Source organism: Vibrio sp. 10N.286.51.B11 (assembly GCF_041469245.1).
In the GTDB taxonomy this organism is placed as follows: domain Bacteria; phylum Pseudomonadota; class Gammaproteobacteria; order Enterobacterales; family Vibrionaceae; genus Vibrio; species Vibrio crassostreae_C.
This window is the reverse complement of sequence record NZ_JBFRKI010000040.1, coordinates 89,839-108,602: the sequence shown is the minus strand read 5'-3', so window position 1 is coordinate 108,602 and position 18,764 is coordinate 89,839. Positions and strand designations below refer to the sequence as shown.

Sequence of the window (18,764 nt, the reverse complement as noted above, 5' to 3'; positions counted from 1 at the left end):
GTGTACCCTGTTTTAATTTTCATTTCACTTTTATGCGTCTTATTCCAATTTGAGCCAATACAAGCTTGGGTCGTTTGGGATAGCAATGCGATTGCCGATGGGCAATGGTGGCGAATCCTAACAGGAAACTTTTCACATACCAACTACTCGCATCTTCTGATGAATCTAGCAGGCTTGTGGATCATCAGCTACCTGTTTCAACCGAGTAAAAAACAGCTTGTTGTTGCTTTGCTTGTGATCAGTTTAGTGACTGGCGTCGCTCTGTTGTTTTCAAGTATTCAGATCTACGTTGGCCTATCGGGCACTTTGCATGGGTTGTTTGGCTTATTCGCGCTCAGAGAGGCTTTAAACGGCAGGAAGTCTAGTTGGCTGTTAGTGTTGGGGTTAGTCGCTAAAATCGCTTGGGAGCAGCTTATTGGCCCTTCTAGCACGACTGGTGAACTGATTAATGCTCGTATCGCGATTGAAGCCCACCTAGCAGGTGCATTGGCCGGAGGCTTCATATCTATCGCTTCATTTCTAACAAGTAGAAAAACGGGTCAAAGTTGAATTCTTTCGCGGTTCTTTTCAACCGTCGCTTCACCTATCCCTTTGACACTCACCAAATCATCAGCAGTAGTAAATGCCCCGTTCTGATCTCTGTAATCGACGATTTCTTTGGCTTTCTTGTCACCCACGCCAACCAATAGTGCTGAAAGTTCTTCTGCCGTCGCGGTATTGATGTTGACCGTAATCTCAATGCCTTCGTAAAGCTCAGCCTTGGTTGGGCTGTCTGCAAACACGGCAGGGCTTAAGAGCATCAGAAATGAAAGAATTAGTGTTGAATATATCGTGCGCATAAATAGTTCCTTTGTTCAAAAAACGTAACTTATGCATTTGCCGCGCTAGATAACACAATCACCAGATAAAAATAAAGCGGATCACCTAAGTGACCCGCTTCGTTATACATCTTATTTTCATCAGCTTGTTTGTTGGCTCACAAATCTGAATTAAAGCCTAACAATCACGTGTTGATTTCAGTAGTAAGCTCTAACTTGAGCTTGCTACTGAGGTAATCAAACGCTTACTGACCTTGACCCACTACGTAGTATTCAACGTCTGCGTTTTTACGAAGTACGTTTAATACGTTAGTCAGGTCTTGCTGGTTACCAACTCGCTCCAACTGTGCACCAATTTGAGTGCTGTAGGCTGGGTTGATCTCAGCCGTTACTTTAGAAAGCTCAACAACAACGATATTACCGTCTTGGTCTTTAGATTGACCGAACACAGCTTGACCTGCTTCTGGTTTCGCTAGAGCGAATACAGATGCCGCTAATGGCGAGTTACGGTCAATCGTTTCAAGTTCAGTGAACTCAAGGTTGTTGTCCGCTAGTACTGCTTCATTGCCTTGCTCAAGTTCGTTCACTAGAGAAACACCTAGCTCAACCGCTTGCTGCTCTGCTTGTACAGCAGACAGTGCAGCGACAACTTGATCTTTCACTTCAGCTAGAGGAAGAACTGTCTCATCACGAGTCTCTTCTACACGAACAACAATTACGTGCTCAGGTGCAACTTCGATAACTTCCGAGTTTAGACCGTCTTCTTTCACTTCAGGGCTCAAGATAGCTTGCATAACTGCAGGCGTCATCAGAACTTCTGGAGCGTCAATTTGAGAGATGAAATCTGTTGTTGTGATCTTCGCATTGATAGCTTCTGCAGAATCATCAAGAGAATCTGGGAATTCAAACGCTACTTTTTCGAGCTCAGTTTGTTGCTCGTAGAACTGGTCTACAGCGTGCTGGTCTAGAAGCTCTTGCTTAATCTCTGCCGCTACTTCAGTGTAAGGCTGAGCTTGAGACGCTTTTAGTTCGTCGAGCTTGATGATGTGGTAGCCGAAATCAGATTTAACTAGACCAGTCGTGTCACCAATATTCTCAAGAGCGAAAGCCGCGTCTTCGAATGCTGGGTCCATCACATCACGTTCGATCCAACCTAGGTCACCGCCAACGTCAGCACTGCCGAAGTCGTCAGATTTCTCTTCCGCTAGCGTAGCAAAATCAGCGCCTGCATTTAGTTCGTCTAGGATAGACTGAGCTTTCGCTTCGTCATCGCCTTGAACTAAGATGTGGCTAACTTTACGTTGCTCTTCAGTTGAGTACTTGTCTAGGTGCTCTTGGTAGTACTTCTGCGCTTCTTCATCGCTTACTTCAAGCTGAGACTTAAGTGCTTCAGCAGAAAGCTCAATGTAAGATACCTTCGCTTGCTCTGGACGAGTGTAAGCTGCAGGGTTCTCTTGGTAGTACTGTTCGATCTGTTCGTCAGTTAGCTCGATGCCTTTCGCAAGGTCAGCAACAGACAGTGTCACTGTGCGAATGTCACGAGTTTGTGCGATAAGCTTGCTCTGAGTATCGATTTCACCTTGAAGAACGAATTCACTGCCTTGAAGTGCAGTCACAAGCTGGTTGCGCATTAGGTCACGACGCATGTATTCAGCGAAGCTCTCTGCGCTGAAACCTGCACGACGTAGTGCCGATTGGTAAACTTCTTGGTCGAATTGACCAGCTGTTTGGAACTGAGGCATTTCTAGAATCATGGTACGGATTTGAGAATCACTGATTCGTAGGCCTAAAGACTCAGCTTGCTGCTCAAGCAGTACATCGTTGATCATGCGATCAAGTACTGATTTACGGAAAGACTCTACGTATGCAGGGTCTGCAAGCATTTGAGCGAAGTAATCGCCAAGTTGAGACTGCATGCGATTACGTTCGTTTTGGTAAGCCTGTTCGAACTCACCACGAGCAATTTCTGTGTTGCCAACTTTAGCTGCTGCGTTGTTACCGCCACCGGTGATGTAGCTGCCTACACCTGCGAATACGAATGACAGGATAATCAACCCAAGGATAATTTTTACCGCGATGCTATTCACGCCTTCGCGTAATCGATCCATCATAATTTAAGTGCTCTCCGGATATGAAGCATTGGCTTCAAAATAAAAATCTAATCACGCGATATTATCAGAAAAAGAAATGCGCATCAGTAGGATGCGCATAATTTAAATAAGTTCAATGTGCTTTGTACACATACTGTTTAAGAATGAAACATCATTTTTCAAACAGTAAACGCATTTTACAGCCTTCCCCTCGCAAAACCGAGGTTTCAGCCGTAGAAATTAGTTACATGCGTCTTTAAGTGCTTTACCCGCTTTGAAGCCAGGTACTTTAGCTTCTGCGATTTGGATCTCTTCACCAGTTTTTGGGTTACGACCTGTACGAGCAGCACGAGTACGAACACTGAAAGTACCAAAGCCAACAAGTGCAACTTGGTCGCCTGATTGTAGCGTTGTGCCAACTGCTTCGATGAATGCGTCTAGAGCGCGGCCAGCTGAAGCTTTAGAGATGTCTGCGTTTTCTGCGATTGATTCTACTAGTTGTGTTTTATTCACTGTTTTTCCCCTATGTGTCATCTGTGACTACTTCTTGATGACTGTACGTTCCATTTTGGTTTTAATTTAGCCGCAAGCCTTATTGCAAAAGGGCTGCCGCTTTGATCAATAACTTAGCGTCCAAAAAAAACGCTGACAAGCCTTTTCGGGCCTATCAGCGTAATTCTTTACTTATTTTTGCTATGCATCACTATTTTTTCACGTCAAACTCGACCCCTGACGGATCTCGTTCTAGCGCGACTTTGAGTACTTCATCAATCCACTGAACCGGGATCACCTTCAAGTCAGCGATTACGTTGTCTGGAATCTCTTCCAAATCACGCTCATTGTCTTTAGGGATCAGTACAGTTTTGATGCCGCCACGGTGTGCAGCAAGCAGTTTTTCTTTCAAGCCACCGATAGGTAAAACTTCACCACGAAGGGTAATTTCACCTGTCATACCGACCTCTGCTTTAACCGGGTTACCCGTCAAGCTAGAGACAAGTGCAGTACACATTGCGATACCCGCACTCGGGCCATCTTTCGGTGTAGCACCTTCTGGTACGTGAACGTGAATGTCACGTTTTTCGTAGAAATCTGAGTTGATACCCAGTTTTTCAGCACGAGAACGAACCACTGTCATTGCCGCTTGAATCGACTCTTTCATCACGTCGCCAAGTGAGCCAGTTTGCGTTAGCTTACCTTTGCCCGGCATTGCTTCGGTCTCGATAGTCAGTAGATCACCACCCACTTGAGTCCACGCTAGGCCTGTTACTTGACCGATACGGTTGCTTTCATCCGCTTTACCGAAGTCGTGGCGTTGAACACCTAAGTACTCTTTCAGGTTATCAATGTTAACCGTTACAGACTTAAGATCGCTGTCTAGCAAGATGTTCTTCACTGCTTTACGACAGATCTTTGAGATTTCACGCTCTAGGCTACGTACACCCGCTTCACGCGTGTAGTAACGAATGATGCCGATGATTGCAGAGTCTTCAATCTCAATTTCATGAGGCTTAAGACCGTTGCGTTGAACTTGCTTGTCCAGTAAATGGCTCTTAGCAATGTTCAGCTTCTCATCTTCTGTGTAACCAGATAGACGAATCACTTCCATACGGTCCAGTAGAGGCCCAGGAATGTCCATCGAGTTCGATGTTGCCACGAACATAACATCTGACAGATCGTAATCTACTTCTAGGTAGTGATCGTTAAATGCGTTGTTTTGTTCTGGATCTAGAACTTCTAGAAGTGCTGAAGATGGGTCGCCACGCATATCAGAAGACATCTTATCGATCTCATCTAATAGGAACAGTGGGTTCTTAACACCAACTTTAGACATCTTCTGGATCAGTTTACCCGGAAGTGAACCGATGTACGTACGACGGTGACCACGAATCTCAGCTTCATCACGAACGCCACCAAGTGCCATACGCGTGTACTTACGACCCGTTGCCGCAGCAATCGAACGACCTAGCGAGGTTTTACCTACACCAGGAGGACCAACAAGACAAAGGATTGGGCCTTTTAGCTTGTTGATACGGTTTTGTACTGCCAAGTATTCAAGAATACGTTCTTTAACACGCTCTAAGCCGTAGTGGTCTTCGTTTAAGATCTCTTCCGCTTTCGCTAGATTCTTTTTCACTTTTGAACGCTTAGCCCAAGGAACGCCCACCATCCAATCAATGTAGCTACGTACTACTGTTGCTTCAGCAGACATTGGCGACATCATTTTCAGTTTTTGCAGTTCTTGCTCGGTTTTTTCACGAGCTTCTTGAGGCATCTTAGAGTCTTCGATCTTCTTCTTCAGAGTCTCGAATTCATCAGGAGCGTCGTCCATCTCGCCAAGTTCTTTCTGAATCGCTTTCATTTGCTCATTCAGGTAGTACTCACGCTGAGATTTTTCCATTTGCTTCTTAACGCGGCCACGAATGCGTTTTTCAACTTGCAAGATGTCAATTTCTGACTCCATTTGGCCCATCAAGAATTCCAGACGTTCAGTCACATCTAAGATTTCTAGAACGTGCTGCTTGTCTACCAGTTTAAGTGGCATGTGTGCAGCAATCGTATCAGCAAGGCGAGCTGCCTCATCAATACCGTTCAGAGATGTTAGAACTTCTGGTGGAATCTTTTTGTTCAGCTTAATAAAGCCTTCGAATTGATTGATCGCGCTGCGAACAACCACTTCTTGTTCTTTTTCGTCAAGTTCTGAGGTTACAACGTATTCTGCGTCCGCTAAGAAAAACTCACTTTCTTTGAATTGGTGAATTTTTGCACGCTGCTGACCTTCGACAAGCACTTTAACAGTACCATCAGGGAGCTTTAGTAACTGAAGAATGGTAGCGACAGTTCCTACTTTAAATAGGTCGTCAATTGAAGGCTCATCAGTGTCCGCTTCTTTCTGCGCTACAAGTAGTACTTGTTTGTTAGCTTCCATTGCCGATTCAAGGCAAGTAATCGATTTTTCACGACCAACAAACAATGGAATAACCATGTGTGGGTAAACCACTACATCACGTAGAGGTAGCACGGGGATTTCGATACGCTCGGAACGTTCCAAGTTCATATATTTCTCTCTTCCGCTTTAACTTATAAAGCAGTATATGGGGCTTAAACGACTGGATTCAATGGAAGAATAAAAAAAAGGAGGTAATTGCTTACCTCCTTTTTCAATTTGAGTGACTTGTCTAAAAAAGACCTACTCTGCAACAGCTGCTTGGTTATCTGAGTTGCTGTAAATTAATAGTGGTTCTGACTCACCATTAATTACCGACTCATCAATCACAACCTTGCTTACATCAGTTGAAGATGGCAGTTCGTACATAGTTTCTAGTAGAACACCCTCCAAGATAGAACGTAGACCACGAGCACCTGTTTTACGGTTCATTGCTTTCTTAGCAATGGCACGTAAAGCATCTTCACGGAATTCTAACTCTGTATCCTCAAGCTCAAATAATGCTGCGTACTGTTTTGTAAGTGCATTCTTTGGCTCACATAGGATTTGGATTAGCGCTTCTTCATCAAGCTCTGTCAGTGTTGTTGTCACAGGTAGACGACCAATGAATTCTGGAATCAGACCATATTTCACTAGATCTTCAGGTTCTACTTGAGTGAACAATTCACCGATAGTTTTGGTTTCATCTTTTGAACGCACTTCTGCGCCAAAGCCGATACCTGAACCTGTTTCTACACGCTGTTCAATCACTTTATCTAGGCCTGCAAACGCACCACCACAGATAAATAAGATCTTAGACGTGTCCACTTGCAAGAACTCTTGCTGTGGATGCTTACGACCACCTTGAGGTGGAACTGAAGCTACTGTACCTTCAACAAGTTTTAGTAGAGCTTGCTGTACACCTTCACCAGACACGTCACGCGTGATTGATGGGTTTTCAGCTTTACGAGAAATCTTGTCGATTTCATCGATGTAAACAATGCCGCGTTCCGCTTTCGCTACGTCGTAATCACATTTCTGAAGCAACTTCTGGATGATGTTTTCAACATCTTCGCCCACGTAACCCGCTTCGGTTAGTGTTGTTGCGTCTGCCATTGTGAAAGGAACGTCTAGGAAACGAGCCAATGTTTCAGCCAGTAGTGTTTTACCACTACCAGTAGGACCGATAAGAAGAATGTTACTCTTACCTAGCTCTACGCCTTCAGCTGTCGTATCACCATTACGTAAACGCTTGTAGTGGTTATAAACTGCAACTGCTAGCACTTTCTTCGCGTATTCTTGACCGATTACATAGTCGTCAAGATGCTCACGAATCTCACGCGGCGTTGGCAGCGATTCCGATTCTTTCTTAGGAAGAACATCTTTAATTTCTTCACGAATAATGTCGTTACAAAGATCGACACATTCATCACAAATGTAAACAGAAGGACCTGCGATTAACTTGCGAACTTCGTGTTGGCTTTTGCCACAGAAAGAGCAGTAAAGCAGTTTACCGCTACCACCCTCTTTGCTTTTATCTGTCATTCGCTAACCTCTTAGCCTTAACTCTCTATGCTTGAGTGTATATCAATTTGAATCACTTTGCGTTAAACAATTGCCCTGCAATTATTGACCGCGGTGATTAAGAACTGAATCCACCAAGCCGTATTCTACTGCTTGATCAGCAGACATGAAGTTATCACGATCTGTATCGCGCTCAACAACTTCTAGAGGCTGACCAGTGTGCTCTGCCAATAGTTTGTTTAGCTTTTGTTTGATCGTTAGGATCTCTTGCGCGTGAATTTGAATATCAGACGCTTGGCCTTGGAAGCCGCCAAGTGGCTGGTGAATCATTACACGTGAGTTTGGAAGCACGTGACGCTTACCAGGAGTACCACCCGCTAGTAAGAATGCACCCATAGAGCAAGCTTGACCCATACATACTGTGCTCACGTTTGGCTTGATGAACTGCATTGTGTCGTAGATAGACATGCCTGCTGTTACGCTACCGCCAGGTGAGTTGATGTAAAGATAGATATCTTTGTCTGGGTTTTCTGATTCCAAGAAAAGCAGTTGAGCCACGACAAGATTTGCCATGTGGTCTTCCACTTGACCTGTTAAGAAAATGATACGTTCTTTTAATAGACGAGAATAAATATCGTAAGAACGTTCACCACGGGAAGTCTGTTCAACCACCATAGGAACTAGTGCGTCCATAATCGATGGCATTGTATTTTTTTCTTGGTAGCTCATATTCTTATGTCCCTAAAATAAATGGCCCGAATGATTAAATCATACGGACCATTGTTAGCAGAATTGTTGACCGTACGTCAACCTTCTACGTCAGATATTACTATATTAAGCAGGTTGCTGATTCATTAGCTCGTTGAAGCTAACTTCTTTATCAGAAACTTGAGCTTTAGCGATGATTGCATCAATAGCTTGCTCTTCTAGAGCAACATTGCGCATGTTGTTCATCATTTGCTCGTTTTGCTCGTAGTAAGCAATAACTTCTGTTGGATCTTCGTATGCTGTAGCCATCTCTTCGATGATAGCTTTAACTTTCTCGTCGTCAGCTTTTAGCTCTTCAGTCTTGATTACTTCACCAAGAAGAAGACCTACAACTACGCGACGTTTAGCTTGCTCTTCGAACAGCTCACGTGGAAGTTGGTCAGCAGCTTCAGTGTTGCCACCGAAACGTTGAGCAGCTTGTTGACGTAGAACACCGATCTCTTGATCGATTAGAGCAGAAGGTACGTCGATGTTGTTTTCGTTAACTAGACCGTCGATAGCTTGCTCTTTGATGCGGTTCTTAACAGCTTGCTTAAGCTCACGCTCCATGTTCTTACGAACTTCAGCTTTAAGACCTTCAACGCCGTCAGTTGCGCCGAACTTAGCAACGAATTCTTCGTTTAGTTCTGGAAGTTCACGAGCTTCAACTTTGTTCAGCTTGATAGAGAACTTAGCTGCTTTACCTTTTAGGTTTTCAGCGTGGTAATCTTCTGGGAAGTTTACGTCGATTTCGAATTCCATACCTGCTGTTTTACCAACGATACCGTCTTCGAAGCCAGGGATCATGCGACCAGCGCCCATCTCTAGTGGGAAGTTCTCAGCTTTGCCGCCTTCAAACTCTTCACCGTCGATAGAACCAACGAAGTCGATAGTTGCACGAGAACCAGCGTCAGCAGCAGCTTCAACTTCAGTCCAAGTTGCTTGTTGCTTACGTAGAGTTTCGATCATCTCTTCAACGTCAGCTTCTTTAACTTCTACTGCTGGTTTCTCAACAGTGATGTTTTCTAGACCTTTCAGCTCAACTTCTGGGTAAACTTCAAAAGTTGCGTTGAATACTAGGTCAGCGCCTTCGTTGTTTTCAACTGGTGCGAAAGTAGGTGCGCCAGCTGGGTTGATTTTCTCTTTAACGATCGCTTCGATGAAGTGACGTTGCATTACTTCGCCCATCACGTCTTGACGTACTGCTTTGCCGTACATTTTAGCAACCATCTTCATTGGCACTTTGCCTTTACGGAAACCATCGAAACGACGGTTTTTCGCGATGTTGCGTAGTTCAGCTGTAACTGCATCTTCGATGTTAGCAGCAGGAACAGTAATATTAAGACGGCGCTCTAGGCCTTCTAGCGTTTCAACAGTAACTTGCATTATATAAACCTCAAAACTGGCTCAGTAATCTGAGCATATGAGCCGTAACTTAGCTTTAATTCAAAAGCAGACGTTGTTGGCTGCATCCTTGTGTAGTGCTCTATCCGAACACCTAATTTAAAATCGAGCATTGATGTCTGAATTGATTATTCAACCAAACACCAGACTAATCAGCGATATCTTCGTTCTTCACACGTCGATTAAAACGCAATAAAGCTTGTTTTCAGAAACAAGAAAGGTATCTCCGATTAGCCTCAGGACAGAAATTTTAGACGCGACATTCTAGCGATCTGTTTAATCTCTGTCGAGCCGTTCACCTCTGCATGATGATGAATGCTCTAAATTCGTCCAACTAAGTGATACAAAAACGATCAAATCATCACTTAGCACAACAGAAATGGGGACAATAGCGACTTTTTCAAGGGAATCGAGGGCTTTTTTTGCTAAAAACCTTAAAAAGAGATCTTGCTCTTGTTTTACCCCTCAGAGTCGATAACTTTTTCAACAATCCCCGTTACAAACCCTTAACCTACATCCATCTGTTCACTCTCTGCTTTCAGCAAAAACTACCGCTATTTGCTACCATAAACGAGAGAAGACAGGCTTGATTGTTTACCAAAGAAATCAGCGGAGAGCCTTCATGTTTCAAGCTTTTAAAATCCCAATACTGTTAATGGTCACATACAGTTTACTGATGGTGTTTGGCGGTCATTGGGTGTGGAGCACGAGCCATGAAAGTTTGTTAAATGATCATCAATCTAAGCTGGACCGCTTTTCTGTTCATATTTCAAGCCAATTGGATAAGTTCGCGCACATTCCCGAGCTGCTTTCAAAAGACAAAGAGCTGGTCGATGCCCTGCACTCTCCAAGTAACTCTGCGCAAATCGAACTCACTAATCGTTATCTAGAGCACGTAAACTCGGTGATTCAAGCATCCGACACCTACCTACTAGACAGTATCGGCACCACCATTGCAGCCAGTAACTGGAATCAACCGCGTTCTTTTATTCGTCGTAACTTTGCTTTCCGCCCCTACTTTCAAGAAGCGATTATTGGCAATGAAAATCAATATTTTGCGCTAGGTTCAACCTCTGGAAAGCGAGGCTATTATTATTCTTACCCCGTCTCCTATGCCGCCGAGATTATTGGCGTCATTGTCGTAAAGATGGATTTATCGCTGATTGAAGCAAGTTGGAAAGGCAAACAGAGTTTTTTTGTTGCTGACGATAAAGATCAAATTGTATTTATGTCGAGTAACCCTGAGTGGCTGTTCAAAAGCCTTCAGCCGCTAAGCGAAGTACAACACACTCGAATTCAAGAAAGCAGGCAGTATCTCGATACAAAAATAGAAAGCCTGCACTTCTCCGGCGATTTAGACAGTGCCACCAGTCGTATTGAGTCGCCACACAAACTCGTCCAAGAGCAGTTCTTTAGTTCTTCGCGTTTCCTAGCCGAACCAAGACTCACCATACGGGTATTTTCTCCAACCCACTTAGTTTGGTGGGACTTGGTTGCTTACCTTGTGGTTTTGAGCCTAATCTTTGCGATTATTTATCTAACAATGCAGCTCAACCACCATAGACAACAAAGACGAGCACAGATAGACAGGCTGCAATCCGAAGCCAAGCAAAAACTCGAATTTCAAGTGCTTGAACGTACATCGGAGTTACATGTTGAGATCAAACACCGTATCGAAACCGAGCATGTTCTGAGGCAAACCCAAGACGAGCTCATCCAAGCCGCCAAACTAGCAGTGCTAGGGCAGATGTCAGCGAGCATCAGTCACGAACTGAATAACCCGCTTGCCGCGATTCGCAGTTATGCCGACAACGGCCGATTGTTTCTTGCCAAAGAAAAAACCGATCGTGTCGATGACAATCTATCGCGAATCTCGGCACTCACTGATCGTATGGCGAAAATCAGCCACCAGCTTCGCTCGTTCGCCAAAAAATCTACTGCGGAAGAGCTACACACCTTACAAATACTCCCAGTTTTACATTCATCGAAAGAGCTGATGAAGCCACAACTCAAGAGCGAGCGAGTTAAGGTCAACGAACTCCCTGAGACCTTTGATGCTTGCGTGCTCGCCAACGCCATTCAACTGGAACAGGTGATCATTAACCTGCTGACCAACGCGATTCAGGCGGTGGAACAACAAGATGACAAACAATTAGCTATTCTGTTAGAGATTAGAGAGTCCGACCATCAACAAGCCAATACCTTGCTAATTCATGTCGATGATAACGGCCCCGGCTTCACCTCCCCTTCTAGCGGAAACTTTTTTGAACCCTTCCATACCACCAAGAAAAACGGACTTGGACTTGGGCTATCGATTTCTCAACAAATAATCAACGGAATAAATGGCAAGCTCGTTACCGGTAGTAGCCCTCAAGGCGGTGCTCGAATCAGCATAGAGTTGCCCCTTGTTGGACATGAACAGCAAACAAAAACTCAGCAATAACCAGAATACAAAGAAGTAAAGGAATCACTATGTGTCACGTCTATTTCATTGATGATGAATCCGATCTAAGAATGGCGATTGAACAGAGCTTCGAGCTCGCCGACATTGATGCCGAATTCTTTCCCGATGCGGAGTCTGCTCTGCTCGCGATTCAAGAAAACGGCTTACCTCACGTGATCATCACTGATATCTGTCTACCAGGTCTATCCGGGCATGATCTGCTCAACACCGTGATGCACAAAGACAAAGAGATCCCCGTGATCATGATTACTGGTCACGGCGATATTTCAATGGCCGTTCAAGCCATCCAATACGGCGCCTATGACTTCATTGAAAAACCTTTCGCTAATGAACGCCTAATCGAAACCACTAAGCGAGCGATAGAAAAACGTCAGCTCACACTAGAGAACCTTGAGTTAAAACGTTCACTCAAAGCCAGCCAAGCGCTCGGCCCTAGAATCATTGGTGATACGCAATCCATGACTGAGCTGCGCTCCATCATCACCCATATTGCCGACACCAATGCCGATATATTATTGTTTGGCGAGACAGGTACAGGTAAAGAGTTAGTAGCACGTTCTCTGCATGAACAAAGCAGCCGTCGAGAGCAAAACTTTGTCGCGGTCAACTGTGGTGCTGTTCCTGAAAACCTGATTGAGAGTGAACTGTATGGCCATGAAAAAGGGGCATTCACGGGCGCAGAAAGCATGCGAGTGGGTAAATTCGAGTTTGCTCAAGGCGGAACTCTATTCTTAGATGAAGTTGAATCCATGCCGATGCAGGCACAAATTCGCCTATTACGCGTCTTACAAGAACGCGTTATTGAGCGAGTTGGTTCAAACGGTTTAGTGCCACTAGATATTCGAGTGATAGCAGCAACCAAAGTCGACCTAAAGAAAGCCGCTGAAGAAGGCTCTTTCCGCCAAGATCTCTATTATCGACTCAATGTTGTGACCTTAGATTTACCGCCGTTAAGAAGCCGACAAGAAGATATCCCAGCACTCTTCCACCACTTCTTACTGGTCGCTGCGGCGCGTTATGGCAAGACTGCCCCTGCCCTTCCACAAAAGGAGCTGCACGCACTTTTGGCTCATGATTGGCCGGGAAATGTTCGAGAATTACGTAATACTGCAGAGCGTTTTGTACTTTTAGGTAAGCTTTCTCACTTATCAGACAGCGCCACTGAAACTACTCAAGAACTGTCTTTGGCAGAATTGGTATCTGACTTTGAAAAAAACACGTTGAAGCAGGCACTTATTGAATGCAATGGCAGTATAAAAGAGACCATGGAGAGGCTGCAATTACCGAGGAAAACCCTCTACGATAAGATGCAAAAGCACCAGCTAACGAAAGAATCTTATAAGGTAGAACCAAACTAAATTAGATTTGGGAGCAAGATCACCTATACTTATTTCGACAACAGGATGTTATGCAATAAATATAATAAGGCAGTGGTTATGGGTGAGAAAACAAAAGTGCCATCGATTACCGATACTTTCGAGATAGATGGTATTTTTTATGCTGACAATCATGTCGATCTACACACGCCAGAATTAGAGGCAAAACGCGCTTTGTATGAGCAGATAAAGCCTCATTCAAATCGTGGCAGAAATATAGATGTGGAGGTCTAGCGACCTCCTCATTTTTTATGGATTAAATTCCATGTCAGTGAATGACTCAAATAGCTACTTGGTTATGATCTCTGGTCCCATCAAGGTGGTTGGTAACCATGTTGATACCCAAGGTACGTAAGTGACGATAATCAGGAATAAGAACATCACCCCAACCCACGGCAATGCGGCTTTTACCACGTTCATCATCGACATCTTCGCGACACCTGCGGTCACAAACAAATTGAGCCCGACAGGCGGCGTTATCATCCCTATCTCCATGTTCACCACCATCATGATACCTAGGTGAATTGGGTCGATACCGAGCGCAATTGCAATTGGGAATACCAAAGGAGCAACGATGATCAGCAAGCCTGATGGCTCCATGAACTGCCCACCAATCAAGAGTAAAACGTTTACTACAATCAAAAAGGTGATCGGACCCAAGCCCGCAGATAGCATAGACTCAGTGATCATTTGAGGAATGCGTTCTTCGGTCAGTACATGCTTAAGAATCAGAGCATTGGCAATGATAAACAGCAGCATGATCGTCAGCTTGCCTGCATCGTAAAGTGTGTCTTTGGTGTCTTTATGGAAAAACGTTTGGAACACCTTAACCAAAGCAGGCTTTGTATTGTTCTTGTCAGCGAAAGGCCCCATATCTTTATAGATAAAGTTGGCAATGAAGAAGGCATACACCGCAGCCACTGCCGCCGCTTCTGTCGGAGTAAAGATGCCGCCGTAGATACCACCTAGAATGATGACAATCAGCAGCAAGCCCCAGCTCGCATCTTTCGCAGCTGCGAACATCTCGCCCCAGCCCACAAATGGCTGTGCCGGAATCTTCTTAATACGTGCTGCGATGTAGATAGCAATCATCAACATCACACCCGCCAGCAAACCAGGAATAACGCCACCTAAGAACATACGACCTACCGATACATCGGTCGCCGCCGCGTATACCACCATCACGATGGACGGTGGAATCAAGATCCCCAACGTACCTGCGTTACAGATAACCCCTGCCGCGAACTCTTTTGAGTAGCCGTTTTTGATCATACCTGCGATAACGATACTACCGATCGCCACTACCGTTGCAGGAGATGAACCAGAAAGGGCTGCGAACATCATACATGCCACAACCGACGCCATCGCCAAGCCGCCGCGGAACCAACCCACCATCGCGATAGCAAAACGGATAATACGTTTCGCCACGCCACCAGTAGACATAAAGCTAGAGGCCAAGATAAAGAAAGGAATCGCTAAGAGTGTGTAGTGGCCTGCAAATGCATTAAACAGCGTTTGTGCGACTGAAGCTAATGACGCATCTGAGTGCATCAATAAGAATATTACGCTCGATAAACCGAGGGAAATTGCAATTGGTACACCGACCAACATGAAAGCAATTACCATTAAAAATAGAAATAACATTGCCATGATTAGTCTTCCTTACCGTTAGATTTTGTACTCGACTCATTCGCTTTGTTCTGCGGAGTCGAATTCAATACCGCTGTTGCATCTTCGTCAGGGCCCGCTAGCACGTCTGCTTTCAACGCATCCAGCTCTTCTTCGGCTTCGTGTCCTGCAATCATGCGGTCAAGCTTGCCTGTGACGACTTGGTAAGCAACTTGAGCAAAACGGAACGTTAGCATTGCCATACCAATCGGCAGCGCCATATAAGGAATAAAACGTGGCAGTTTCTCGTATCGCTCGCCTTCATTCAGCCAGTCAGCAAGAAACTGAAGCATCTCTGGCATTGGAATATCGTCGGTCTCGTACCATGCGCGATCGGTCGCGAATGGGTACCAATAATTCCAAGAACCGATAAGAAGTAAGATTGAAAATGCTAGGCAGCTTGTCACGGCGATGAGCGCATACACTTTGCGTAGCTTTTCTGGGGCAAGGTTGATGATCACATCAACACCAATGTGGAAGTGTTTTTTAACGCCATAAGATGCGCCCACTAACACCATCCAAGCAAACATGAACACGGTCAGTTCCAGTGCCCATAAGATGTTGTCATTGAATGCGTATCGAAATACCACGTTGGCAAAAGTAAGTAGCGTCATTGCGCCAAGGAAAAATGCGATTAGTGACTCTTCAATCACATCCGTAACTCTTCCGACTTTGGAAAAAAGAGAGGTTTCCAGTGCTGATTCGCTAGAATTTGGTTGTTCCATTTGAGGCTTTTCCATAATTGACTCCGCTTATAATTGTTTTAATAAGGAGTGACGAATACTCGCCACTCCCTTAGCGGTGTTATTGGTTTGAAGCTAACGCTGCATCGATAAGGTCTGAACCGATGTCTTTTTCAAACTTCTTCCATACTGGTTGAAGTGCAGCTACCCATGCTTCACGCTGTTCAGGCGTAAGTGTACGAACCTCACCACCCGCTTCGATGATGTTGTTTTTGTTCGCTAGGTTAACTTTTGAAGATTCTGCGTTACGCGTCTCAGACACTTCTTGAACGATAGTGCCAAGCTGTGTGCGTACATCTTCAGGTAGGTCTTTCCAGAAGTCGTTTGACGTTACAACTAGGTAATCCAAGATACCGTGATTAGTTTCGGTCACGCCGTCTTGTACTTCAAAGAACTTCTTACCGTAGATGTTTGACCATGTGTTCTCTTGACCATCGATAACTTTAGTTTGCAAGCCACCGTACACTTCTTTGAAAGACATCTTCTGTGGGTTAGCGCCTAGTTGTTCAAACTGAGCCACCAATACATCCGATGCTTGAACACGGAATTTCAAACCTTTTGCATCTTCAGGGCTGATAAGAGGTTTGTTCGCCGACATCTGTTTCATGCCATTGTGCCAAAACGCAAGACCTTGCAGGCCACGACGCTTCATCGCGTTCTTCAGCTTTTCACCAGATTCTGAGTTTTGGAAACGGTCAACGGCTTCTACGTCTTCAAATAGGAAAGGAAGGTCAAAAATGCGGTATTTCTTAGTGAACTTCTCAAATTTTGACAGCGATGGCGCCGCCATTTGAACATCACCATTTAACAGGGCTTCCAGTACCTTATTATCATCGTAAAGTGTTGAGTTAGGGAAAACTTGCATACAAGCTTTTCCATTCATTTCTGTGTTTACTCGCTCTTCCAGTAAAGAAGCGGCGATGCCTTTCGGGTGCTTATCGGTATTGGTTACATGACTGAATTTAATCACGATTTCACCAGGGTCACAGTTTGCAGCAGCATTAAAACTTGTGAGCGCCAGAGCAGATACAGACAGCAGGGTAAGAGGCTTAAACATTATTATTCTCCTTAGTAAACAAAGCAGCCCTTCAATGGGAACTGCGTGCTTTCACTAAGGCAATTAGCGCGCCATATTGACACAACTCATTAACAAACCTTTAACCGCAAGGCTTCATCAGATCTGCCTGCAGTTGTCGCTAACTCGCTACAAAAATTAATGGGTGGAAAATGACACATAGAATATTTGTAAATGGGTGGGAGTTGACCAAAGCATCAGTGATAAATGAGGTCTGACCAAAAGCCCCTTTCACGATGATGCCTTGAAGTAATTTCAACCTATCCTGTAGAGTGCTGCACAACTTAGTCAGATTTACTGATCCACTACTTACCAAGAGTTGCTACCCATGAGTCAGATCTACCATCACCCAGTACAGATTTACTACGAAGATACCGATCACTCAGGTGTGGTTTATCACCCTAACTTTCTTAAATACTTTGAGCGTGCGCGCGAGCATGTGTTGGGCAGCGATAAACTGGCAGAGTTGTGGAATGAACATGGACTGGGGTTTGCGGTGTATAAAGCCAATATGACCTTTCAAGACGGCGTTGAGTTCGCAGAGATCTGCGATATCCGAACCTCTTTTGAGCTCGATGGCAAATACAAAACCTTATGGCGACAAGAGGTATGGCGTAAAGATGCAACCAAACCTGCCGTGATTGGTGATATCGAGATGGTTTGCCTAGATAAAGACAAACAACTTCAGGCTGTACCCGCAGAAGTATTAAAAGCGATGCTTGGCGAAACGAGTTAGCCAATATTACGAATGGCTGAGAGCGAGCCGTGTTCAAGATTAGAAGCTAAAGGTTCTAGTGTAACGAACGTAAACTCAGCCAAGTAGCTTCGATTTGGGGAAGCACTTAATCTCTAATTGCATAGGAAGCGTTGCACCACCAAGCGTCACGGCAAATCGAAACTGGTTATCCAGCCTTCCTAAACTGCATTGCCAATCTGTTGAAGTATTGTCATTTTCAGCAGCATCCAACCCTACACCGTTATGGACAATGATTCCTCCATGTAACTCTGGTCGTAAACCCGACGAATGAACTGGCAGCGTTTGTTGAGTTAGATTGGAAAAATCGAACGAAAAACTTTTCAATGATGTGGCCAACCCCTTACCTGTCGCTTTGATGTACGACTCTTTCAGTGCCCACAAATCAAAAAAACGTTCTCTTTGAGATACCTCATCCAGCTCGAGTAAATCGTTAATCTCAAATTCCGAAAAGTAATGCTTCATGATCGCCGCGATGTTGGTCGAGCTTCTTGCATGTTCTATATCCACCCCAAGCTGTAGTGGTTGCCCTTTCGTTCGGCAGACAGCAATCAGTAAATGATCTTGACTGTGGCTAATATTGAAATTCAGTCCGGTTTTGTGTTGCTGCTCTGCAATCAAGTTTGGTTTGCCTTTTTCACCATACTCAAATCGCCACTCTTCAGCCGTCAAATCAGAGTAGATCGACAGAACCTCTCGTAAGTAGTTACGAACATAGAGCGCTTGGATCTGAGATGAAGGCATTCGATAACGCTCAACCTTAGCGACTTCATCGTCGGTCAGTTTCTGTTTAAGGCACGACACATGATCAGTACCTTCATCCAAATTGCTTAGAGAACAAAGCCACAAATCAACGACTGGTGTTTCCATCTTTTGAGCACTCACTTCTTAAAAATCACTATTCATAAAGCCATCAATAAAACATCAAAACGAACAAATTTAACTCACCTATGTTTTGAGAGAAACATAGAGAATTTGGGCAGGAAACACCCTTCATATGCGGACTTAAAACTAATTTTTCAAATAATAACAAATTAAAACACAGATCACACTTAGCCTTATGGAACAGTCATCTATTAAATGTTACTTACAAAAATCTGACATAGATCTCACCAAGTCAAAAAATAGAGCATAAACACTAAAAAACTACTCATATCCATTAATTATCAATAAGTTAA

General features: G+C 44.4%; 16 protein-coding genes and 1 pseudogene. 5 read left to right on the top strand and 12 right to left on the bottom strand.

Features of this window, described 5'->3' with window-relative positions; genetic code table 11:
* On the top strand, nucleotides 1–549 hold the full coding sequence (gene rrtA / locus AB4154_RS19680) for a rhombosortase (protein ID WP_372123899.1): 549 nt from the start codon (nucleotides 1–3) through the stop codon (nucleotides 547–549).
* Here rrtA and AB4154_RS19675 read toward each other — a convergent pair.
* The 8 genes and pseudogenes from AB4154_RS19675 to AB4154_RS19640 form a co-directional block, all read right to left on the bottom strand.
* Nucleotides 540–839, bottom strand: a complete 300-nt coding sequence (locus AB4154_RS19675; RefSeq protein ID WP_017060617.1) for a helix-hairpin-helix domain-containing protein — start codon at nucleotides 837–839, stop codon at nucleotides 540–542. The genes rrtA and AB4154_RS19675 overlap by 10 nt on opposite strands.
* Before the next feature lie 224 nt (nucleotides 840–1,063).
* Nucleotides 1,064–2,929 carry a peptidylprolyl isomerase gene (ppiD, locus tag AB4154_RS19670; RefSeq protein ID WP_372123897.1) on the bottom strand — a complete coding sequence of 622 codons (1,866 nt, stop codon included), beginning with the start codon at nucleotides 2,927–2,929 and terminating at the stop codon, nucleotides 1,064–1,066.
* Between the two features lie 219 nt (nucleotides 2,930–3,148).
* Nucleotides 3,149–3,442, bottom strand: coding sequence for an HU family DNA-binding protein (locus AB4154_RS19665; RefSeq protein ID WP_012604504.1), 294 nt, complete (start codon nucleotides 3,440–3,442; stop codon nucleotides 3,149–3,151).
* A gap of 169 nt (nucleotides 3,443–3,611) precedes the next feature.
* Nucleotides 3,612–5,963 (bottom strand): endopeptidase La, encoded by a 2,352-nt coding sequence (gene lon / locus AB4154_RS19660; RefSeq protein ID WP_017060619.1) that lies wholly within the window; start codon nucleotides 5,961–5,963, stop codon nucleotides 3,612–3,614.
* Nucleotides 5,964–6,095: 132 nt separating this feature from the next.
* A complete protein-coding gene (gene clpX, locus AB4154_RS19655) occupies nucleotides 6,096–7,376 on the bottom strand; it encodes an ATP-dependent protease ATP-binding subunit ClpX (RefSeq protein ID WP_009847283.1) in 1,281 nt (426 codons plus the stop codon).
* A gap of 81 nt (nucleotides 7,377–7,457) precedes the next feature.
* Nucleotides 7,458–8,084: an ATP-dependent Clp endopeptidase proteolytic subunit ClpP gene (clpP, locus tag AB4154_RS19650; protein ID WP_004736080.1), complete on the bottom strand. Its 627-nt coding sequence runs from the start codon at nucleotides 8,082–8,084 to the stop codon at nucleotides 7,458–7,460.
* Nucleotides 8,085–8,189: 105 nt separating this feature from the next.
* Complete coding sequence (tig, locus tag AB4154_RS19645; protein WP_017065881.1) at nucleotides 8,190–9,488, bottom strand: trigger factor; 1,299 nt, start codon at nucleotides 9,486–9,488, stop codon at nucleotides 8,190–8,192.
* A 294-nt stretch (nucleotides 9,489–9,782) separates the two neighbouring features.
* Nucleotides 9,783–9,965: pseudogene (locus AB4154_RS19640) on the bottom strand (hypothetical protein); the annotation flags it as partial.
* 163 nt (nucleotides 9,966–10,128) lie between these two features.
* Here AB4154_RS19640 and AB4154_RS19635 point away from each other — a divergent pair.
* The 3 genes from AB4154_RS19635 to AB4154_RS19625 all read left to right on the top strand — a co-directional run bounded on the left by AB4154_RS19635 (nucleotide 10,129) and on the right by AB4154_RS19625 (nucleotide 13,580).
* Entirely contained in the window at nucleotides 10,129–11,949 is a 1,821-nt protein-coding gene (locus AB4154_RS19635; protein WP_017060622.1) for an ATP-binding protein, read from the top strand.
* Between the two features lie 29 nt (nucleotides 11,950–11,978).
* Nucleotides 11,979–13,328 (top strand): sigma-54 dependent transcriptional regulator, encoded by a 1,350-nt coding sequence (locus AB4154_RS19630; protein ID WP_136974223.1) that lies wholly within the window; start codon nucleotides 11,979–11,981, stop codon nucleotides 13,326–13,328.
* A 78-nt stretch (nucleotides 13,329–13,406) separates the two neighbouring features.
* Nucleotides 13,407–13,580: a hypothetical protein gene (locus tag AB4154_RS19625; RefSeq protein ID WP_170962805.1), complete on the top strand. Its 174-nt coding sequence runs from the start codon at nucleotides 13,407–13,409 to the stop codon at nucleotides 13,578–13,580.
* A gap of 54 nt (nucleotides 13,581–13,634) precedes the next feature.
* On the opposite strand, the gene AB4154_RS19620 is transcribed toward AB4154_RS19625, so the two are convergent.
* From AB4154_RS19620 to AB4154_RS19610, 3 genes are all read right to left on the bottom strand, one after another.
* On the bottom strand, nucleotides 13,635–14,996 hold the full coding sequence (locus AB4154_RS19620) for a TRAP transporter large permease (protein ID WP_017060625.1): 1,362 nt from the start codon (nucleotides 14,994–14,996) through the stop codon (nucleotides 13,635–13,637).
* A 2-nt stretch (nucleotides 14,997–14,998) separates the two neighbouring features.
* The gene (locus AB4154_RS19615; protein ID WP_029235189.1) at nucleotides 14,999–15,754 is read right to left on the bottom strand and encodes a TRAP transporter small permease; all 756 of its coding nucleotides are present in this window, start codon (nucleotides 15,752–15,754) and stop codon (nucleotides 14,999–15,001) included.
* Nucleotides 15,755–15,818: 64 nt separating this feature from the next.
* Nucleotides 15,819–16,814 carry a TRAP transporter substrate-binding protein gene (locus AB4154_RS19610; protein WP_016788636.1) on the bottom strand — a complete coding sequence of 332 codons (996 nt, stop codon included), beginning with the start codon at nucleotides 16,812–16,814 and terminating at the stop codon, nucleotides 15,819–15,821.
* A 346-nt stretch (nucleotides 16,815–17,160) separates the two neighbouring features.
* Between AB4154_RS19610 and AB4154_RS19605 the strand changes: the two genes are divergently transcribed.
* Nucleotides 17,161–17,568 carry a thioesterase family protein gene (locus AB4154_RS19605; protein ID WP_136974224.1) on the top strand — a complete coding sequence of 136 codons (408 nt, stop codon included), beginning with the start codon at nucleotides 17,161–17,163 and terminating at the stop codon, nucleotides 17,566–17,568.
* 75 nt (nucleotides 17,569–17,643) lie between these two features.
* On the opposite strand, the gene AB4154_RS19600 is transcribed toward AB4154_RS19605, so the two are convergent.
* Nucleotides 17,644–18,456 (bottom strand): 4'-phosphopantetheinyl transferase superfamily protein, encoded by an 813-nt coding sequence (locus AB4154_RS19600; RefSeq protein ID WP_372123895.1) that lies wholly within the window; start codon nucleotides 18,454–18,456, stop codon nucleotides 17,644–17,646.
* Nucleotides 18,457–18,764 lie beyond the last annotated feature (308 nt).

Coding starts and splice junctions, on each gene's coding strand:
- tig (WP_017065881.1), bottom strand. CDS start 9,488: ATGCAAGTTACTGTTGAAACGCTAGAAGGCCTAGAGCGCCGTCTTAAT.
- clpX (WP_009847283.1), bottom strand. CDS start 7,376: ATGACAGATAAAAGCAAAGAGGGTGGTAGCGGTAAACTGCTTTACTGC.
- AB4154_RS19620 (WP_017060625.1), bottom strand. CDS start 14,996: ATGGCAATGTTATTTCTATTTTTAATGGTAATTGCTTTCATGTTGGTC.
- AB4154_RS19675 (WP_017060617.1), bottom strand. CDS start 839: ATGCGCACGATATATTCAACACTAATTCTTTCATTTCTGATGCTCTTA.
- lon (WP_017060619.1), bottom strand. CDS start 5,963: ATGAACTTGGAACGTTCCGAGCGTATCGAAATCCCCGTGCTACCTCTA.
- AB4154_RS19605 (WP_136974224.1), top strand. CDS start 17,161: ATGAGTCAGATCTACCATCACCCAGTACAGATTTACTACGAAGATACC.
- AB4154_RS19635 (WP_017060622.1), top strand. CDS start 10,129: ATGTTTCAAGCTTTTAAAATCCCAATACTGTTAATGGTCACATACAGT.
- AB4154_RS19615 (WP_029235189.1), bottom strand. CDS start 15,754: ATGGAAAAGCCTCAAATGGAACAACCAAATTCTAGCGAATCAGCACTG.
- AB4154_RS19665 (WP_012604504.1), bottom strand. CDS start 3,442: ATGACACATAGGGGAAAAACAGTGAATAAAACACAACTAGTAGAATCA.
- AB4154_RS19630 (WP_136974223.1), top strand. CDS start 11,979: ATGTGTCACGTCTATTTCATTGATGATGAATCCGATCTAAGAATGGCG.
- AB4154_RS19600 (WP_372123895.1), bottom strand. CDS start 18,456: ATGGAAACACCAGTCGTTGATTTGTGGCTTTGTTCTCTAAGCAATTTG.
- ppiD (WP_372123897.1), bottom strand. CDS start 2,929: ATGATGGATCGATTACGCGAAGGCGTGAATAGCATCGCGGTAAAAATT.
- AB4154_RS19610 (WP_016788636.1), bottom strand. CDS start 16,814: ATGTTTAAGCCTCTTACCCTGCTGTCTGTATCTGCTCTGGCGCTCACA.
- AB4154_RS19625 (WP_170962805.1), top strand. CDS start 13,407: ATGGGTGAGAAAACAAAAGTGCCATCGATTACCGATACTTTCGAGATA.
- clpP (WP_004736080.1), bottom strand. CDS start 8,084: ATGAGCTACCAAGAAAAAAATACAATGCCATCGATTATGGACGCACTA.